Here is a 17724-nt window from a genome sequence, read left to right as displayed (position 1 = left end):
CCCGGCTCTCTTTTGTTTTTTGCTGGTTTTATGCGTTCAGATCACGCAGCAGATCCGCATACCAGCAGAACACATGGGCAATGCGGTACAGTTCGCTCTCCTTGGAGACGGTGCGCCACAGCTCTTTATAGCTGTGCAGCCACCGTTCGAGATCTCCGGCGAGTGCAAAACAGTCTTCTTTCTCCGGCAGAGTACCTTCGGAAAGAAGGGAAGCGCGCAGGAACGGCAGCAGGCGGTTCAGCACTTTCAGGCCGTCTGCGGCGAGCAGGTACGCATAGATCATCGGACGGTTCTCCGGGCGGACGGTGCCGGCTTTCTCGTACAGAACGGCGCAGAGCGCGTCGATTGAAGCATTTGCTGCATCCGCATCGCCTTCCGCGCAGGAGCGGAGCAGTTCGGCAGCCTCTTCTTTGTCCTGATGCAGTTCGAGTGCTTCCTGTACCATAACGGCAGTGCGCCACGGATACGCATCCTGATGGCAGAGAAGATCGAGCACGGAAACGAGTTTTCCGGAAGCATCACCAAATTCCAGCACGGAAATCTGGCGGTTGATTTCCTCCTCCGGCAGAATGTCTGCATTCCAGGAGAACGCCGCGCCGTAGATCATGCCGATGCGGGAGAAGTCCGGGTGATTGATGTGGCCGTAATCGCCCCAGTCAGTGTTCAGAAGTCCCATCGCATGGCATTCGTGGCCGTAGCGCGCCATTCTGGAAATGTTTTCATACGCCTCATGATACTTGTTGATGAGCTGGTTCCATCCCTGTACGCCCGGGCACACATACAGATGCTCGGCACCGGAATTGGCAAGGCGGGTCAGACGCTCCGATGAAACATTTGACGCATAATCCCAGTGGAGGCAGATCAGGTTCTTCGGCAGGAGATGATAAACTTCCGGCTCCTGGCTGATGACATCACTCCAGAACATCGGCGTGCGGCCGGATTCAGTGATATAGTTGGCAAGCTCTGTCACAAACTCGGTGTAGATGACGGTGGTTCCCTTTTCCTCGGCGAGTGCGCGGGAAGCCCTTTTCCGAGGTCAAACGTTTCATCCGCGCAGAGATTGAAATACTTCGAGGAGAAGAGCTGCATATATTCGGAAAGAATGTGTTTGGCAAGGGAGAGGCTCTCCGGGTTTGTGATATCGAGCGTATGGTGCGCCTGGCGGTCATAGAAGGAGAACGGAGCCGAAGCAGAGCCTTCCAGTTCGCACAGATGTGCATACGATTTCGTGCAGAGCAGCTTGTACAGATGGCCGAAGCTTGCAAGCGACGGAACGAGATCAATGCCAAGTCCCTTGCAGTAGCGGTCCAGCTCGAGGATGTCCTCTGCAGTGAGCGGCGTATCGTCGCGCCACATCTCGGTCAGATCGTCGAAGAGATAGCTGTGCTCGATGTAGAGCTGAAGCTGATTGATTTTATAGAAGCTCAAGGTGTCGGCAAGCTGTTTCAGATAGGAAAGCGTCGGAACACGTCCGCGGGTCGCATCGTGGTAGAAGCCGCGGTTTTCCATGGCCGGTTTGTCGGAGATCAGGACGGTTGGAAGAACAGCACCTGCCTGGCGGATCATCTGACGGAGTGTCTGCACGCCGTAGAGAACGCCGCTTTCCAGAGATCCGCAGATCGTGATGTTTTCCGGTGTGACAGCGAGGGTATAAGCCTCACGGGATAATTCCGGAGAGGCAGTCAGATAGATCAGGTGTGATCCCACCGGCTGATGACGGCGGCAGATGGCAGGACGGAATCCCGTCTGTGTCTCAATCTCCTGCTGCAGAAGCTGTGCGGCAGAAAAAAGCTCAGCCGGGCTCTCGGAATCGAGAAAAATGCGGCTGTCATAGTGAATTGTAAAGGTGCCCTCTCCGTAGGAAGGGAAGATGGCTGTGGTAAGAAAATCATAAAAACCCTCCTTAAAATAAAATGATTTTAGAGAACCCCATAACAGGTGTTTTTCATCCTGTCAAGTTTGGAATATTTTACCATGCGGTGAAATTAAAAACAATAAAATAAGAGAAAAAGAAAACACTTTCAACATTGCTTTTGGGATGAAAGAAAAAACAGAAACCAGTATGCATGGCACAGGGCGGATACGCATACATTGAATCGTGACCCCAAAAACGATCACAACAGGGAAAGGAGTCAGGCTCTTGTATGATTATGGATTGAGTGTGCTGTCCCATTACGGTCTTACGGCTTCCGGCACAATGCGGGTGCGGGGCGCTTTATTGTGCCACACCGAACAGGGGGATAAGCTGATCAGCGAGTTCGGGACGGCGGCAGAAAAACTGGAGCAGCGGTATCTTCTACAGTGCCGCATCACGGAGTCGGGGCTCCTGCGGTGCGATCAGATTCTGCGGAACGAAGAGGGAGCGCTTGCAACGCGCGGGGACGACGGAGGAACGTACATTGTGCGGAACTGGTACCCGGGCCGGGAATGTGAGACGGGAAACAGTGAGGATCTTATCCGCGCCTCGGACGCGCTGGCGCGGCTACATACGGCAGCTCATCTGCCGGTGAAAATGGAATACCGGAGGGAATCCATCGTGGAGGAGTGCATCCGCCACAATGTGGAAATTCGAAAGATCCGAAAGTATTTGCAGACAAAAAAGAAGAAAAATGAGTTTGAAAAACTGCTGCTGGCAAGCGCCGGTCCGTATCTGGAACAGGGAGAGCGGGCGGCCGCGGAAATGAAAGCTTCTTCCTATGAAAAACTGCGGCAGCGGGCGGACGAAGAAGGCGCCGTCTGCCACGGGGAATTCAGCCAGCACAATATTCTGCTGGAAAACGGCAGAGGCGAAACGGCGGTCAATTTCGACAAGTGGAACTTCGATCTCCAGGTGGCAGATCTTGGCTATTTTATGCGGAAAATTCTGGAAAAACACGGCTGGAGCGAGCGCGCGGCAGAACGGATTTTAAACGCCTACAGCGCCAGACGGCCGCTCGATGAGGGGGAAATCGAGACACTCCGCCTCTATCTTTCCTATCCGTGGAAATACTGGAAACTGGCAAACCGCTACTACGGAAGCAGAAAATCGTGGATATCCGGGCGGAATACGGAGAAACTAAAAACACTCAATGCGCAGCAGGCAGACTGGCTGCGGTTTGTTAAGGGATCCTTCTTTTAACCGTGCGGTGGAAAAGAGTCTGTTTTGGGCAGAAATCGCCATAAAACCGCTGGTATGGGGGACTTTTTTCTTGACAAGAGAGACGCATTAGTATATAAATATATACAGCTACGCGAAAAAGCCGGTCAACGTAACAGACTGATCATCCGGAAGAAAAACAGCCGGCAGGGCAGGTCGTGTGTATCAGCGGGCCCGCGTACCATGTAAAAAACAAATGTAAGATACAGGAGGAGTAAAACTCATGAACAAAACAGAATTAGTTGCAGCTATGGCTGAGCAGACAAATTTATCCAAAAAAGATGCAGAGGCTGCTTTAAAAGCATTTATCGATGTAGTATCTGAAGAATTAAAGAAAGGTGAGAAAGTTCAGCTGGTAGGCTTTGGTACCTTCGAAGTATCCGAAAGAGCAGCAAGAGAAGGAAGAAATCCGCAGACTGGCGAGACCATGGAAATCAAAGCTTCCAAAACTCCGAAATTCAAAGCAGGAAAAGCTTTAAAGGACATGATGAACTAAGTAAAAATCTATGCGCTTAGATAAATTTTTAAAAGTATCAAGACTGATCAAGCGGCGTACCGTAGCCAATGAAGCCTGTGATGCAGGCCGTGTCCTCGTCAACGACAGACCGGCAAAAGCATCCGCACAGGTCAAGGCAGGAGATGTACTGGAAATTCAGTTCGGAAGTAAATCCGTCAGGGTAGAAGTGCTGAATGTGCAGGAAACCGTGAAAAAAGAAGAAGCACAGGAGCTTTACCGCTACTTATAAGAAGTGCGGCAGGATTCATGTGCAGCGAATAAAAAGAGAAAACCTTCATATAATGGGTGTATAGACCATTGTATGGAGGTTTTTTGCATGGGAGAGATGAACGAACAGGCGCACCGCCTTTTACTGGAACAGCGGAAAACACTTTCTCTTGGCGGCGTGCAGGATGTGAAAAGCTTTGATGAGAACGAAGTTCTGCTCGTGACCGTCTGCGGTGTTCTTACCATCCGCGGAAAAGAGCTGCATGTGGGCCGCCTGGAGCTGGAAAAGGGAGAGGCGGATATCGAAGGCAGCATCGACAGCCTGGTCTATACGGAACATGGGCCGCTGCAGAAGAAGGGGTCTGCGCTTGCGCGGCTGTTCCGGTAAAAATGAGTGCGTATGTCACCCGGGAGCTGATTCTGCTCGCCTGTTCCATCTGGCAGGGGGCAGTCCTGGGGTTCTGGTACGATCTGATCAAGACAGCGCGGAAACTGATCCGCCACAGCCATGCGGCGGTATCAGCAGAGGACCTCTGCTACTGGATTGCGGCAGCGCTGTATCTGTTTGTACGGATTTACGGAGAGAACAGCGGCATTCTCCGTGGGTATCTGTTTGGCGGCATCCTTGGGGGCGCTGCGTTGTACCACGCATCGTTTGGACGCTTTCTTCCGGAACTTCTGGCAAAGGGAATCAAAAAAGCAGGGCGAATCCTCGCTTTTCCAGGAAAATGGCTGGTAAAAAGTATGAAAAAACGGAGAAAAAGGTTGAAATTTCATGGGAAGAACGGTAAGATGTAACTACACATGTAAGAACAAAAGAAACAAGTCTGCGGACGAAAAACAACAGATAGTTTGGCTGCAGACGGTTGGAAAATAGAAAGCAAGGGTAAAGAAAAGAATGAAAGAAAGGGAAGAAAAGAATTCTGGCCGAAAGAAAAAAGTCAGAAAGAAGAGCCGTACAACAGAGTTCTCAATTACCGTAGTCCTGTGCTGCCTGGTTGCAGTCCTTACCGTAAAGGGAATCAGCCTTCAGCAGAAGGTCAATGCAAATGCATCCCGTCTTTCCAGTCTGGACAGCCAGATTGAAGAGGAGAAGCAGCGCACCGATGATATTACCGCCTTGAAAGAATACATGCAGACCGATGAGTACATAGAAAAAACGGCAAGAGAAAAACTTGGCATGGTAAAGGATAATGAGATTTTATTTAAAGAATCCCAGTCGAAATAAACAAAACAGATAAAGAAAGGGCATGATTTCGCAGTCCCCTTTGAAGTCCAGAACAAAGAGAGGAGGAGCGGAACATGCCGGAGTGGATCATTGCCATGTTCCTGATCGGCGCATTGCTGTCAGCAGGGGACATGGCTAAAATTTTTTTGGAAGCCAGAAGAAGCCGCCGGGAAGCGGCCGTCTATGACAATCATCCGCAGAAACTGCAGATGGAGCACTACGCCGATTCGTTCCGCGTTCTGGCAGAGAGCTTTTACCAGATGCCGTCAAAAAGTGTGATGCCGGAGACGGGCCGGGTGGACAAGATTCTGGAAAAAGAACAGCAGGAAGTCTGTAGCCGCTGTGCGAAGGCGTCGTGGTGCTGGGAGCAGTACGGAAACCTGACGCGCGAGCGGTGCCAGGAACTTCTTCAGACAATCGCCGACGGGGATGAGGACGAGATCAGCCGTGCAAAAGGCGAATGGAACGCCTCCTGCCTGAACGGCTCCCGCTTTCTGGAACTGTTCTGGAACCGCTACCAGCAGGAACGCCAGACGGCGCTCTGGTCGGGGCGTGTGGCGGAGAGCCGCCGCGTGGTGGCAGAACAGTTAAGTGAAGTCGCCTGGATTATGGACCGCGCCGCGTGTGATCTGTACAGCCTCAACAGTCTGCCGGACGAGCTCTCGGAAAAAATCTGCCGCCAGATGAAGAAAAACGGGGCTTTCGTCCAGAAAATCTGGCTCCAGGAGCGGCCGAAAGAGCATTTACAGATCTATATGACGGTCAAAGCGGGCCGTCACTGCCGGATCACGCTTCGCCAGACGGCGGAACTGATCGGTTCCCTGTGCGGAATCCCGATGGTTGCGGTACGCGACGGGGCACAGGTCTTAAGCGGAGAATACCAGACGGTGCTGTTTCAGGAGGATGTGAAATTCCAGGTTCTCTACGGCGTGGGACGCATCACCAAGGAGCAGGAGAGTATCTCCGGGGACAATTACAGTGTGCTCTGCGAAAACGGCCAGTTTGTCCTCTGCCTGTCGGACGGCATGGGTTCCGGGATCGAGGCAAACAGGGAGAGCGAGACGGTGGTGGAGCTGTTTGAACAGTTCCTGCGCGCCGGATTCCCGCGGATCATGGCGGCACGGATGATCAATTCGATGCTTCTGCTGCAGCCAAAGGAAGGGATGTTTTCCACGTTTGATGTTGCTTCGATTAATCTCTACACAGGCGTCTGCAGCTTTTTGAAAGGAGGTGCATCGCCGACGTTCCTTAGGCGGGATACGTGGGTGGAGGTTGTGGAGTCGACCAGTCTTGCCGCAGGTCTCGTTTCCCAGACGGATTTTGATACCACAACGAAAAAGCTGTACGACGGTGATTACCTTGTGATGATGACGGACGGAGTGCTGGACGCGCTGCCCGGGGACAGGACGGAGCAGATGAAGCAGCTTCTTCTCGAAGTGAAAAACAGCGAGCCGCGGGAATTTGCCCGGGAGCTTTTGGAACGCGTGCTGCGCCTCGGCGGCTGCCGCGCACGGGATGATATGACGGTTCTGGTCGCCAGAATCTGGAAAAAATAGGAGTAAAAACGAAGGATGCGAGAGAAAGTAAGAGCCTTTATGGAACAGTATCATATGGTAATGGCAGGCGAACGCGTGCTGCTCGGCCTTTCCGGCGGCGCGGATTCCGTCTGCCTGTTTCATCTGCTGCGGGAACTGCAGGAGCCGCTTGGCTTTTCGCTGCTGGCTGTCCACGTCAACCATAATCTGCGCGGCGCGGAAGCCGGGCGGGATGCGGCATTTGCAGAAAATCTGTGCCGGGAATATGATGTTCCGTTCTATCTCTATTCCTGTCCCGTGGAGAAGATCGCAAAAGAAAAGCATCTCTCGACGGAGGAGGCGGGACGCGCGGCGCGGCAGGAAGTTTTTGCAGCGTGCGCAAAGGAGCAGAGGGCAGTGAAAATTGCGCTCGCCCATCACCAGGATGACGTTGCGGAGACGATGCTGCATCACCTGGCACGGGGAACGTCGCTGGCCGGACTTGCCTCCTTACGCCCCGTGCGGGGGAATGTGATCCGTCCGCTTCTCTGCGTCGGACGAAAAGAGATCCGGCAGGAACTGGAAAGCCGTAAGTGTTCCTGGTGTGAGGACAGCACGAATGCAGAGGATGCTTACACGAGGAACGGAATCCGCCACCATGTGCTGCCGTATCTGACCGAAGAGGTCAATCCGCGTGCCGCCGCGCATATGGCACAGACATCGCTGGACCTGCTGGAAACGGAGGAATATCTGGAGCAGCAGACGGATCAGCTGATGGAGCGGTATGCATCCGCAGAGAAAAATGCGGTTGTGCTGCGTGATGCGGTGAGCAGCGAAGCGCCTCTTCTGCAGCGCTACGTGATCCGGCGCGTTCTGGAACAGCTGGCGGGAAAACGGAAGGATCTTACCAGGGAGCATCTGGAATCTGTGCGGGAACTTTTTGAAAAGCAGGTCGGAAAAAGTGTCTGCCTGCCGTATGGAATCACCGCCGTGCGCGGATACGAGACGCTCCGCCTGGAAAAGCAGGGAGTGCATTTAAAAGAAGAACGGAAAAGGAAAAGCGGCGAAGAAGTTCCAATTCCGGTTCCGGCCGGGTGGGAAGAGGAAAAAAGTCTCGCATTTGCAGAAAATCCAGTCACGATTGTGAAAAAAACATCGGTTTTTCCCGAAAGAATTGAAGAAAAAAAGTATACGAAATGCTTTGACTGTGATAAAATAAAAGACGGTCTTGTCCTCCGCACGAGAAGAAGCGGAGATTATCTGAGAGTAACCGCAAAAGGCGGGAAAAAGAAACTAAAAGATTATATGATTGATGCCAAGATACCGAAAGAGGAGCGGGATTCCATTCTGCTGCTCGCCGACGGACCGGAGATCTGGTGGGTCGTGGGGTATCGCAGAGGAGAGAGCGGCCGTGTCGGGGAAGACACGAAAGCAGTTCTGCAGATACAGATTGGCGTTGGTAAGGAGGAAAACAGATGAAAGAGACAATCAGAGTATTATTAAGCGAAGAAGAAGTAGACAGACGAATTAAAGAAGTAGCAGACCAGATCAACCGCGATTACGCAGGAAAGGAAGTGCACCTGATCTGCGTTTTAAAAGGCGGCGTATTCTTTATGTGCGAGCTGGCAAAACGCATCACAGTGCCGGTAAGCCTTGACTTTATGTCCGTATCAAGTTACGGCGATGACACCAAGTCCAGCGGAGTTGTCCGTATTGTAAAAGACCTGGATCAGCCGCTGGAAGGAAAAGACGTTCTGATCGTGGAGGATATCATCGATTCCGGAAGAACGCTTTACTATCTGATCGACATCCTGAAAAAGAGAAATCCGAAATCCGTACACCTGTGTACTCTGCTCGACAAGCCGGAGCGCAGAGTGCGCGATGTCAAAGTAGATTATACCTGCTTTAATATCCCGGACGAGTTCGTCGTAGGCTACGGTCTGGATTACGCACAGAAATATCGGAATCTTCCATACATCGGAGTAGTGGAGTTTCACGAAGACGAGGAGTAAAAAGCAAATATGAACAGACAGCGCAGTGGATTTGGACTCTACGCGGCGTTTATGGTGATTATCGTGCTTGCCATGTTCTATATCACCGGAAAAATCAGCGCAGGCAGCAGTCCAAGTCAGCAGAAATTTGAAACCGCCGTAAAAGACGGCAAAGTGACATCCGCGCAGATTGTCCAGAACAAAGAAGTGCCGACCGGCTCCGTCGTGGTACAGGAGCAGGGCGGTGACAGTTATACGGTCAATGTGACCGACGTAAACGCAGCTATCAGCCTTCTGGAGGATGCTGATGTAACGTACACCGTACAGAATGTCCAGAGAGACAGCATTTTCATGACGTCCGTCCTGCCGGCCCTGCTGCTCGGTATGATCCTTCTTTTCGGCATGTCGATGATGAACCGCTCCATGGGCGGCGGTGGAGGCGGCGGAAACAAAATGATGAATTTTGGAAAAAGCAACGCCCATATGTCCACCGACAAAGACAAAAAAGTCCTGTTCCGCGATGTTGCGGGCTTAAAAGAGGAAAAAGAAGACCTCGTTGAGGTGGTCGATTTCCTGAAAGCACCGGAGAAATATACACAGGTCGGCGCGAGAATCCCGAAAGGAGTTCTTCTTGTGGGCCCTCCTGGAACCGGTAAAACCCTTCTGGCGAAAGCTGTTGCAGGAGAGGCAGGCGTGCCGTTCTTCAGCATTTCCGGATCCGATTTCGTGGAAATGTTCGTCGGCGTCGGCGCTTCCCGTGTCCGCGACCTGTTTGAGGAAGGAAAAAAACATGCGCCGTGCATCATCTTCATCGATGAGATCGACGCCGTGGCAAGACGAAGAGGCACCGGTATGGGCGGCGGCCACGATGAGAGAGAGCAGACATTAAACCAGCTTCTCGTTGAGATGGATGGTTTCGGCGTCAATGAGGGCATCATCGTGATGGCAGCGACGAACCGTGTCGATATCCTGGATCCGGCGATTCTCCGTCCGGGCCGTTTTGACCGCCGCGTGGTTGTAGGACCGCCGGATGTCATGGGCCGTGAGGAAATCCTGAAAGTCCATGCAAAGAACAAACCGCTGGCCGAGGATGTGGATCTGAAACAGATCGCGCAGACGACCTCAGGCTTCACCGGCGCAGAGCTGGAGAACCTGCTGAACGAGGCAGCAATCATGGCGGCAAAGGACCGCAGAAGATTTGTGCGCCAGGCCGATATCAAGTCTGCTTTCATCAAAGTGGGCATCGGTGCGGAGAAGCGCAGTAAAGTCATTTCGGATAAAGAAAAACGGATCACCGCATACCATGAGACAGGCCATGCGATCCTGTTCCATATGCTGCCGGATATGGAGGCGGTCTATACGATCTCCATTATCCCGACAGGTCCTGGCGCAGCGGGCTACACGATGCCGCAGCCGGAGAATGACGATATGTTCCAGACGAGAGGCAAAATGATGCAGTACATCACCGTATGCCTCGGCGGCCGTGTGGCAGAGGAGCTGATCTTCGACGATATCACAACGGGCGCATCCCAGGATATCAAACAGGCGACGGCTACCGCGCGTTCCATGATTACGAAGTACGGTATGTCTGAGAACCTTGGTCTTGTCGCTTACGATTCCGACTCGGATGAGGTCTTCATCGGCCGCGACTGGGGCCATACGAAGAGCTACAGCGAGAATGTAGCCGCAGCCATCGACGAGGAAGTCCGCCAGATGATCGAGAAATGCCACGATCAGGCGAAACAGATTATTCTGGAGCATTCCTATGTGCTGCATGAGTGTGCAAAGCAGCTGATGGAAAAAGAGAAGCTGAGCCGTGCTGAATTCGAAGCCATTTTTGAGCAGGAAGCACAGATGACAGGAACAGCACCGGAAGTTTCTGGAGAAATCTGATATCTTTTTATTTGCAATAGAAAACCTGCAGAAAACAAAAAAGTTTTTTGCAGGTTTTTTTCTGCGATTTTACGGGCGTTTGTGCAAATTAAAACAGAAAATCCGAAACGCCGGAAAAATTCATCGTTATTTTGAATAAGAATCAAATGAAAAAAAATCGCGATTTGTGCAGACTTTTCGAGGGACGTATGGTACTATAATAACTGTAAAAACCCCCCAATACATTATATAGTTTTTGCTACACCCCATAAGAGAAATACCTTCTCCAAAAGAGCCAGCGTACCCCGCTGGCTCTTTTACTATATAAAAATCCAATAAACACAATCGTTACATGTGTTCAGAAAAAGGTTGTATTACATGGCAGTGTGGGGTAAAATATAAGGAATGAATGATTGAGAAAGACAGAGGCGTTAGTTCATGGATAAAACAAGAATGCAGCAGTATATGTCACAGATGCGGGCGATGTTCAACAAGCATGCGCTCTACAGCGATGAATCCCCGCAGTATCAGATTCCGTTTGAGCCGAACCCGGGCGACACGGTGAAGATCCGGTTCCGTACCCTGAAAAATAATGTAGATGCGGTTTATTTCATCAGCGGTTCCACCCGTGCACAGATGCAGGTCGGTTTGGTCCGGAACGGTTTTGATTATTACGAGATCGAGATTCCGGTCGGAAATGAGCCGATCCGCTATTTTTTTGAGATTCAGGCAGGCCGCGTGGTCTGTTATTACAACAAGCTCGGTGTCACAAGAGAGCTGCAGGAGATGTACTCTTTCGGCATTATCCCGGGCTTCCATACGCCGGACTGGGCGAAGGGCGCTGTCATGTATCAGATTTTTGTGGACCGCTTCTGCAACGGAGATCCGTCCAACGATGTGCTGACGGGAGAGTACAGCTACATCGGTGAGCAGGTCAACAAGGTGGATGACTGGAACCGCTTCCCGGAGCAGATGGATGTCCGCAATTTCTACGGCGGCGATCTGCAGGGCGTCATTGACAAGATGGATTATCTGCAGGATCTCGGTGTGCAGGTCATTTATCTGAATCCGGTGTTTGTTTCGCCGTCGAACCATAAGTATGATATTCAGGATTATGACTATATTGATCCGCATTTCGGAAAGATTGTCTCCGACGAAGGCGATCTGCTCTGGCCGGGCGACAAGGACAATACGCGGGCAACGCGGTATATTGACCGTGTGACGAACAAGGCGAACCTGGAGGCGAGCAATGAACTGTTTATCCACCTGGTGGAGGAGGCGCACAAGCGCGGCATGAAGGTGATTCTGGACGGCGTTTTCAACCACTGTGGTTCGTTTAACAAGTGGCTGGACCGCGAGCGGATTTATGAGGCCGGAAAGGGCTATGAGCCGGGCGCGTATGTGGCGCAGGACAGTCCGTATCACACGTTTTTTAAGTTTTATAATGAGCATAACTGGCCGTACAATGAGTTTTATGACGGCTGGTGGGGCCATGATACGCTGCCGAAGCTGAACTACGAGGGTTCGGAGAAGCTGATGGAGGATATTATGCGCATCGGCGCGAAGTGGGTTTCTCCGCCGTTTAATGCGGACGGCTGGCGGCTGGATGTGGCCGCAGACTTAGGACACAGCCCGGAGTTTAACCACAAGTTCTGGAAGGAGTTCCGGCGCGTTGTGAAGGAGGCGAATCCGGAGGCGATTATTCTGGCGGAGCACTACGGCGATGCGATGAGCTGGCTGCAGGGCGACGAGTGGGATACGGTGATGAACTATGATGCGTTTATGGAGCCGGTTTCCTGGTTCCTCACGGGTATGGAGAAGCACAGTGATGAGTTTAACCAGGGGCTTCTCGGAAACAGTGAGAGTTTTATCGGGGCGATGACGTATCATATGCCGGCGTTTTATGCGCCTTCGCTGTATACGGCGATGAATGAGCTGGATAATCATGATCATTCGCGGTTCCTCACGAGAACGAATCATCGTGTGGGGCGTGTGGCGAATGTTGGGCCGTATGCGGCTGCGGAGAATACGAATAAGGCGGTGCTGCGCGAGGCGGTTGTGATTCAGATGACGTGGCCGGGGGCGCCGACGCTGTATTATGGGGATGAGGCCGGCCAGGTTGGGTTTACGGATCCGGATAACCGGAGGACGTATCCCTGGGGACAGGAGGATCAGGAGCTGATCCGATTCTATAAAGAAATGATTGCGGTGCATCGGAGATTTCCGGTGCTGGCGATGGGATCGCTGAAATTTTTGTACCATGATTATAATGTGCTTTCTTATGGACGGTTTAATCAGGAGGAGCAGGTGATTGTGATAATTAATAACCGGAATGAGAGGGTGCATGTGGAGATTCCGGTGTGGCTTACCGGGATTAACCGGAGTTCGGTGGCGAAGCTGACGCAGGTGTTTGCGACGGATGCGGTGGGATTTTCTTCGGAGGAGAAAGAAATCGAGGCACCGGCGGGCATACTGGAGATGGATTTGCTGCCGTTATCGGGAGTGGTACTGCATAGATGCGAGGAGTGACGGACGCCTCGCCGCCGCATCACGCAAGACCGAACGGGCGGCGGCGAGGCTGGTAGTGGGGACGGGAGATTGAAAAATAGAAATGGAAAAAGAGCTCCGATTCGTATGAATCAGAGCTCTTAATCGTGCCGCAAACCGGGATCGAACCGGTACGGGTATCACTACCCACGGGATTTTAAGTCCCGGGCGTCTGCCAGTTCCGCCACTGCGGCATATGGACGGAGATGGATTCGAACCATCGAAGCAATTTGCAGCAGATTTACAGTCTGTCCCCTTTGGCCACTCGGGAATCCGTCCATGTATTTTGTTTTGTGTCAGAATGACTTCCGACATTGAATGATTATACTGGATGTGGAGGGAAAATGCAAGGGTTTTTTTGAAAAAAATAGAAAAAAGTTGAAAGGGGGGAGCAGGTCGGGTATAATATCAAATATATGGGCTTCTATATTGAGTAAAAATGGAGGATATAGGGTAAGTATGATTAAGATTAAGGATTATGTCCGGGTGGGGTCGCTGGAGGAGGCGTATGAGCTGAATCAGAAGAGAAGCGCCTGTATCCTGGGTGGGATGCTCTGGACGAAGATGGGGCAGAGGCAGGTGCAGACGGCGATTGATTTGTCCGGGCTGGGACTGGATCAGATTGAAGAGTCCGAGGAGGAGTTTTCGATTGGATGTATGGTGACGCTGCGGCAGATGGAGGAGCATGAGGGGCTGAATGCTTATACCGACGGTGCGGCACGGGAGAGTGTGCGGAGTATTGTCGGGGTGCAGTTCCGGAATCTGGCTACGGTGGGAGGCAGTATTTTCGGCAGATTTGGATTTTCGGATGTGCTGACGCTGTTTCTGGCGCTGGATACGGAGGTGGAGCTGGTTCATGCGGGACGGATGCCGCTGGCGGAGTTTGCCTGTTCAAAGAGAGACAGGGATGTGCTGGTAAGGCTGATTGTGAAGAAGCATGAGGGTGTTACGGTTTATCAGAGTCATCGAAATTCCAGAACGGATTTCCCGGTGCTGACGTGTGCGGTGCGGGTGGAAGACGGAAAAGGATGTGCGGTGCTTGGGGCAAGACCGGCGAAGGCGGCACGTGTAGAGCTTCCGGCGGAGCTGGCGGAAAAGCTGGCGGCTGGAAAGGCATCTGCGGAGGAGCTGAAGGCGGCGGCTTCGGAGATTTCTGATCAGTTTACATATGGCAGTAATATGCGCGGAAGTGCAGGGTATCGTCATCATCTGGGACGGGTGCTGCTGCGCAGATGTATGGAAGAAATTCAGAAGAAGGAGGAGCAGTGATGAAGATTTCGATGATCTTAAATGGAAAGAAGACGGAAGCGGAAATTGATGCAGACATGCTCCTGATCGATTTTGTGAGAAGCCAGGGATGCTACAGTGTGAAGCGCGGCTGTGAGACGTCGAACTGCGGGCTGTGTACGGTTTTTCTGGAGGGAAAACCGGTGCTGTCGTGTTCGGTGCTTGCGGCGCGGGCGAATGGATGTAAGGTGGATACGCTGGAAGGCCTGCAGGAGGAAGCAGAAGAATTTGGTTCCTTTATTGCCGGGCAGGGCGCCGAGCAGTGCGGGTTCTGCAATCCGGGGATGATTATGAATGCGATTGCGCTGTTCCGGGAAAATCCGGATCCGAGTGAGGAAGAAATTAAAGAATATCTGGCGGGAAATCTCTGCCGCTGTTCCGGATATGAAGGACAGCTTCGGGGAATTTTGAATTTCCTTGCCTGGAAAAAGCAGCAGGGAGGTGCGTCATGAGCAGAGAAAATCATATCTATGAACCGGACTGGTCGGGAAGAACCGATCAGCTCTGCAGTGTGAATAAGCCGGTGATCAAAAAGGATGCCCTCGCGCTGGTAACCGGAAAGCCGGTTTATGTAGATGATCTGGCGCCGAAGGATTGTCTGATTGTCAAGGTACTGCGGAGTCCGCATGCCAATGCAATCGTAAAATCCGTGAAAAAGACGGCAGCAGAGCGTGTTCCGGGCATTGAGGCGATTTATACCTGGGAGGATGTGCCGAAACAGCGTTTTACAATGGCAGGACAGACCTACCCGGAACCAAGCCCGTATGACCGTCTGATTCTCGATCAGCATGTGCGCTACGTGGGAGATCCGGTGGCGATTATTGCCGGAAAAGATGAAAAATGCGTGGACCGTGCGCGGAAGCTCTTGAAAGTAGAGTACGAAGTGCTTCCGGCCATTCTGGATTTTCATCAGTCCAAGGATAATGAACTGCTGGTGCATCCGGAGGAAAGCTGGAAATCGCTCTGTCCGGTCGGTGCGGACAATCAGAGAAATCTCTGTGCAAGTGCGGAAGATCACAACGGAGATGTGGAAGCCGTGCTCGCAGAGTGCGATGAGGTCGTAGAGCATACGTATCATGTACGCGCAGCCCAGCAGGCGATGATGGAGACGTTCCGGACATACTGCTTTATGGATACCTACGGACGGCTGAATGTGCTGAGCTCGACCCAGATCGTTTACCATGCGCGCCGCATTCTGTCCAATGCACTCGGCATTCCGAAATCGAAGATCCGTGTTTCCAAGCCGAGAATCGGCGGCGGATTCGGAGCGAAGCAGACGGTGGTTGCCGAAATTTTCCCGGCGTTTGTAACCTGGAAAACCGGAAAACCGTCGAAAATGATCTTTACGAGGGAAGAGTCCCAGACAGCATCCACACCGCGCCATGAGATGGAAGTAACGATCCGCCTCGGTGCGATGAAGGACGGAAGAATCCGTGCGATCGATCTGTATACACTTTCCAACACGGGTGCATACGGCGAGCATGGACCGACAACGGTCGGCCTTTCCGGCCACAAATCGATTCCGATGTATGGATCTCTTGAGGCTTACCGGTTTGCGTATGATGTTGTGTATTCCAACGTAATGTCAGCCGGTGCTTACCGCGGATACGGTGCGACGCAGGGTATCTTTGCCGTAGAATCTGCTGTCAGTGAGATGGCAGCGCGTCTTGGCATCGATCCGATCCGGATCCGGGAGCAGAACATGGTCCGTGAGGGACAGTTCATGCCGGCTTACTATGGCGAAACGGCAAACAGCTGTGCGCTTGACCAGTGCGTGGAGCGTGCGAAAGAGATGATCGGCTGGGATGAGAAATATCCGTGCCGTGATATGGGAAATGGAAAGGTGCGCAGCGTCGGCATTGCGATGGCGATGCAGGGCTCCTGTATTTCCAATCTCGATGTCGGATCGGCAACGATCAAAGTCAACGACGACGGCGGTTATACGATGCTGATCGCAGCGGCCGATATGGGAACCGGCTGCGATACGATTCTGTCCCAGATGGCGGCAGAGTGTCTGGAGTGTGATGTGGATGACATTACTGTTGTCGGCGCAGATACCGATACGTCCCCGTATGACTCCGGTTCCTATGCATCGAGTACGACGTATATTACCGGAAAAGCGGTGGAAAAAGCCTGCATGACGCTTCGGAAACGAATCTGTGCCCTGGCGGCAGAGCGGATGAACGTGCCGGAAGATGAGACAGAATTTACCGGTACCGGCGTCGTGCATGAAAAGAGCGGAAGCAGCATGACGATGGAAGAAATCGCAACAGCGGCCATGTGCAATAACGGCATCGCGCTGGAAGCGACGGAAAGCAACTGCTCTCCGGTATCGCCGCCGCCTTATATGGCTGGTGCGGTCGAGATCGAGCTGGATAAAGAGACCGGCGAGGTCAGGATTCTCGATTATGCCGCCGTTGTCGACTGCGGAACCGTCATCAACCCGAACCTTGCGCGCGTACAGGTCGAGGGCGGTCTGGTGCAGGGCATCGGCATGACGCTGTTTGAAAATATCCAGTACACGGACAAGGGTCAGATGATCAATAATTCGTTTATGCAGTATAAAGTGCCGACCCGCCTCGATATGGGCAAGCTGCGCGTCGAGTTTCGGAGCAGCTACGAGCCGACCGGTCCGTTCGGTGCAAAATCGATCGGCGAGATCGTCATCAACACACCGGCTCCGGCGCTGGCACATGCAATCTACAATGCGACGGGTCTGTGGTTCCGCGAACTGCCGATCACGAGCGAGCAGATTGCAATGGGAATTGCGGAAAAAGAATGCGAGTAACGATACTTTATCTGGCAGCCGGGAACAGCAGACGGTTCGGGGAAAATAAGTTGCTCTATCCGCTGGATGGAAAGGCGGTGTACCGCCATCTGCTGGACCGGCTGGCCCAAATTGCCGGAAGGCATGAGAACTGGGAACTGCTGGTTGTGACGCAGTATGAAAGGATTCTGGAGGAGCTTGCGCCGCTGGTAAAAGCCGGGCGTCTGCAGACGGTGTTTTCGCCGGACAGCGAAAAAGGAATTTCCTATACAATCCGCGCGGGAATCGAGGCGGCGGAGAAGCAAAATGCCGATGCCTGTGCGTGTTTTGTGGCGGATCAGCCGTACATGAAGGAAGAGACGGCGGAGCGCTTTCTGGAATCCATGGAGATGCAGAAGGCTCCACTTGGCTGCGTTTTCTGCGGCGGCGAGAGCGGCAATCCGGCGTGGTTCTCAAAACCTTATTTTTCAGAACTAAAAGAACTTTCCGGCGACCGCGGTGGAAAAAAGGTGCTGAAACGGCACTGGGAATCGGTAATTCCGTTCCGGGTCGAAGCCGCGTGGGAATTAAAGGATCTGGACCGGAAAGAGGATCTCTGATGCAGAGACACCGGCGGCTGCCATGAATAAAATTTGAGACAGTGCGAAATTTGATGGAT

17 protein-coding genes and 2 tRNA genes are annotated in these 17724 nt (G+C 52.5%); 15 read left to right on the top strand and 4 right to left on the bottom strand.

The genetic code is table 11. From position 1 onward, the window contains the following. Nucleotides 1-28 precede the first annotated feature (28 nt). Together DXA93_RS04715 and DXA93_RS04710 are read right to left on the bottom strand one after the other, a co-directional pair. Entirely contained in the window at nt 29-970 is a 942-nt protein-coding gene (locus DXA93_RS04715; protein WP_119198189.1) for a hypothetical protein, read from the bottom strand. Further along, complete coding sequence (locus DXA93_RS04710) at nt 967-1872, bottom strand: glycoside hydrolase family 20 zincin-like fold domain-containing protein (protein WP_330426893.1); 906 nt, start codon at nt 1870-1872, stop codon at nt 967-969. The genes DXA93_RS04715 and DXA93_RS04710 overlap by 4 nt, the downstream gene beginning before the upstream one ends. 268 nt (nt 1873-2140) lie before the next feature. On the opposite strand from DXA93_RS04710, the gene DXA93_RS04705 reads away from it, so the two are divergent. From DXA93_RS04705 to DXA93_RS04655, 11 genes are all read left to right on the top strand, one after another. Next, nucleotides 2141-3118, top strand: a complete 978-nt coding sequence (locus DXA93_RS04705; protein WP_117509466.1) for a phosphotransferase — start codon at nt 2141-2143, stop codon at nt 3116-3118. 241 nt (nt 3119-3359) lie between these two features. After that, entirely contained in the window at nt 3360-3632 is a 273-nt protein-coding gene (locus tag DXA93_RS04700) for an HU family DNA-binding protein (RefSeq protein WP_022462103.1), read from the top strand. Between the two features lie 10 nt (nt 3633-3642). Then, a complete protein-coding gene (locus DXA93_RS04695; RefSeq protein ID WP_022462104.1) occupies nt 3643-3882 on the top strand; it encodes an RNA-binding S4 domain-containing protein in 240 nt (79 codons plus the stop codon). Nucleotides 3883-3969: 87 nt separating this feature from the next. After that, nucleotides 3970-4248 carry a sporulation protein YabP gene (gene yabP, locus DXA93_RS04690; RefSeq protein ID WP_330410109.1) on the top strand — a complete coding sequence of 93 codons (279 nt, stop codon included), beginning with the start codon at nt 3970-3972 and terminating at the stop codon, nt 4246-4248. Nucleotides 4249-4250: 2 nt separating this feature from the next. After that, nucleotides 4251-4658: a spore cortex biosynthesis protein YabQ gene (yabQ, locus tag DXA93_RS04685; protein WP_022462106.1), complete on the top strand. Its 408-nt coding sequence runs from the start codon at nt 4251-4253 to the stop codon at nt 4656-4658. 100 nt (nt 4659-4758) lie between these two features. Next, nucleotides 4759-5088 (top strand): FtsB family cell division protein, encoded by a 330-nt coding sequence (locus DXA93_RS04680; protein ID WP_022462107.1) that lies wholly within the window; start codon nt 4759-4761, stop codon nt 5086-5088. A 74-nt stretch (nt 5089-5162) separates the two neighbouring features. After that, nucleotides 5163-6644 carry a SpoIIE family protein phosphatase gene (locus DXA93_RS04675; protein ID WP_119207793.1) on the top strand — a complete coding sequence of 494 codons (1482 nt, stop codon included), beginning with the start codon at nt 5163-5165 and terminating at the stop codon, nt 6642-6644. 15 nt (nt 6645-6659) lie between these two features. Further along, the gene (gene tilS, locus DXA93_RS04670) at nt 6660-8081 is read left to right on the top strand and encodes a tRNA lysidine(34) synthetase TilS (protein ID WP_119207792.1); all 1422 of its coding nucleotides are present in this window, start codon (nt 6660-6662) and stop codon (nt 8079-8081) included. Then, nucleotides 8078-8614, top strand: coding sequence for a hypoxanthine phosphoribosyltransferase (gene hpt / locus DXA93_RS04665; protein WP_022462110.1), 537 nt, complete (start codon nt 8078-8080; stop codon nt 8612-8614). The genes tilS and hpt overlap by 4 nt, the downstream gene beginning before the upstream one ends. Before the next feature lie 9 nt (nt 8615-8623). Beyond that, on the top strand, nt 8624-10486 hold the full coding sequence (gene ftsH, locus DXA93_RS04660; protein ID WP_119207791.1) for an ATP-dependent zinc metalloprotease FtsH: 1863 nt from the start codon (nt 8624-8626) through the stop codon (nt 10484-10486). 417 nt (nt 10487-10903) lie between these two features. Beyond that, nucleotides 10904-12994, top strand: coding sequence for a glycoside hydrolase family 13 protein (locus DXA93_RS04655; protein ID WP_117813691.1), 2091 nt, complete (start codon nt 10904-10906; stop codon nt 12992-12994). A gap of 126 nt (nt 12995-13120) precedes the next feature. On the opposite strand, the gene DXA93_RS04650 is transcribed toward DXA93_RS04655, so the two are convergent. Together DXA93_RS04650 and DXA93_RS04645 are read right to left on the bottom strand one after the other, a co-directional pair. After that, nucleotides 13121-13206: transfer RNA gene (locus DXA93_RS04650), tRNA-Leu, on the bottom strand. 3 nt (nt 13207-13209) lie between these two features. Beyond that, nucleotides 13210-13291, bottom strand: a tRNA-Tyr gene (locus DXA93_RS04645). Between the two features lie 180 nt (nt 13292-13471). Between DXA93_RS04645 and DXA93_RS04640 the strand changes: the two genes are divergently transcribed. From DXA93_RS04640 to DXA93_RS04625, 4 genes are read left to right on the top strand one after another with little or no spacing between them, the layout of a single operon-like run. Continuing rightward, nucleotides 13472-14281, top strand: a complete 810-nt coding sequence (locus DXA93_RS04640; RefSeq protein WP_117813693.1) for an FAD binding domain-containing protein — start codon at nt 13472-13474, stop codon at nt 14279-14281. Further along, nucleotides 14281-14751, top strand: a complete 471-nt coding sequence (locus DXA93_RS04635; protein WP_022462114.1) for a (2Fe-2S)-binding protein — start codon at nt 14281-14283, stop codon at nt 14749-14751. The genes DXA93_RS04640 and DXA93_RS04635 overlap by 1 nt, the downstream gene beginning before the upstream one ends. Continuing rightward, nucleotides 14748-17087: a xanthine dehydrogenase family protein molybdopterin-binding subunit gene (locus tag DXA93_RS04630; RefSeq protein ID WP_082424482.1), complete on the top strand. Its 2340-nt coding sequence runs from the start codon at nt 14748-14750 to the stop codon at nt 17085-17087. Before DXA93_RS04635 ends, DXA93_RS04630 begins: the two co-directional genes overlap by 4 nt. Continuing rightward, entirely contained in the window at nt 17078-17665 is a 588-nt protein-coding gene (locus DXA93_RS04625) for a nucleotidyltransferase family protein (protein ID WP_119207790.1), read from the top strand. The genes DXA93_RS04630 and DXA93_RS04625 overlap by 10 nt, the downstream gene beginning before the upstream one ends. Nucleotides 17666-17724: the final 59 nt, after the last annotated feature.

It is taken from the genome of Blautia sp. OF09-25XD (assembly GCF_003482095.1).
Classification (GTDB): domain Bacteria; phylum Bacillota; class Clostridia; order Lachnospirales; family Lachnospiraceae; genus Fusicatenibacter; species Fusicatenibacter saccharivorans.
Note: the sequence above shows the minus strand (reverse complement) of the source record. Positions and strands in the feature narration are given on the sequence as shown.

Bases quoted from the DNA above. Each gene is read 5' to 3' on its own strand.
- DXA93_RS04635 (WP_022462114.1), top strand. From the start codon at position 14,281: ATGAAGATTTCGATGATCTTAAATGGAAAGAAGACGGAAGCGGAAATT.
- hpt (WP_022462110.1), top strand. From the start codon at position 8,078: ATGAAAGAGACAATCAGAGTATTATTAAGCGAAGAAGAAGTAGACAGA.
- yabP (WP_330410109.1), top strand. From the start codon at position 3,970: ATGGGAGAGATGAACGAACAGGCGCACCGCCTTTTACTGGAACAGCGG.
- DXA93_RS04625 (WP_119207790.1), top strand. From the start codon at position 17,078: ATGCGAGTAACGATACTTTATCTGGCAGCCGGGAACAGCAGACGGTTC.
- DXA93_RS04640 (WP_117813693.1), top strand. From the start codon at position 13,472: ATGATTAAGATTAAGGATTATGTCCGGGTGGGGTCGCTGGAGGAGGCG.
- tilS (WP_119207792.1), top strand. From the start codon at position 6,660: ATGCGAGAGAAAGTAAGAGCCTTTATGGAACAGTATCATATGGTAATG.
- DXA93_RS04630 (WP_082424482.1), top strand. From the start codon at position 14,748: ATGAGCAGAGAAAATCATATCTATGAACCGGACTGGTCGGGAAGAACC.
- yabQ (WP_022462106.1), top strand. From the start codon at position 4,251: ATGAGTGCGTATGTCACCCGGGAGCTGATTCTGCTCGCCTGTTCCATC.
- DXA93_RS04700 (WP_022462103.1), top strand. From the start codon at position 3,360: ATGAACAAAACAGAATTAGTTGCAGCTATGGCTGAGCAGACAAATTTA.
- DXA93_RS04680 (WP_022462107.1), top strand. From the start codon at position 4,759: ATGAAAGAAAGGGAAGAAAAGAATTCTGGCCGAAAGAAAAAAGTCAGA.
- DXA93_RS04675 (WP_119207793.1), top strand. From the start codon at position 5,163: ATGCCGGAGTGGATCATTGCCATGTTCCTGATCGGCGCATTGCTGTCA.
- DXA93_RS04655 (WP_117813691.1), top strand. From the start codon at position 10,904: ATGGATAAAACAAGAATGCAGCAGTATATGTCACAGATGCGGGCGATG.
- ftsH (WP_119207791.1), top strand. From the start codon at position 8,624: ATGAACAGACAGCGCAGTGGATTTGGACTCTACGCGGCGTTTATGGTG.
- DXA93_RS04695 (WP_022462104.1), top strand. From the start codon at position 3,643: ATGCGCTTAGATAAATTTTTAAAAGTATCAAGACTGATCAAGCGGCGT.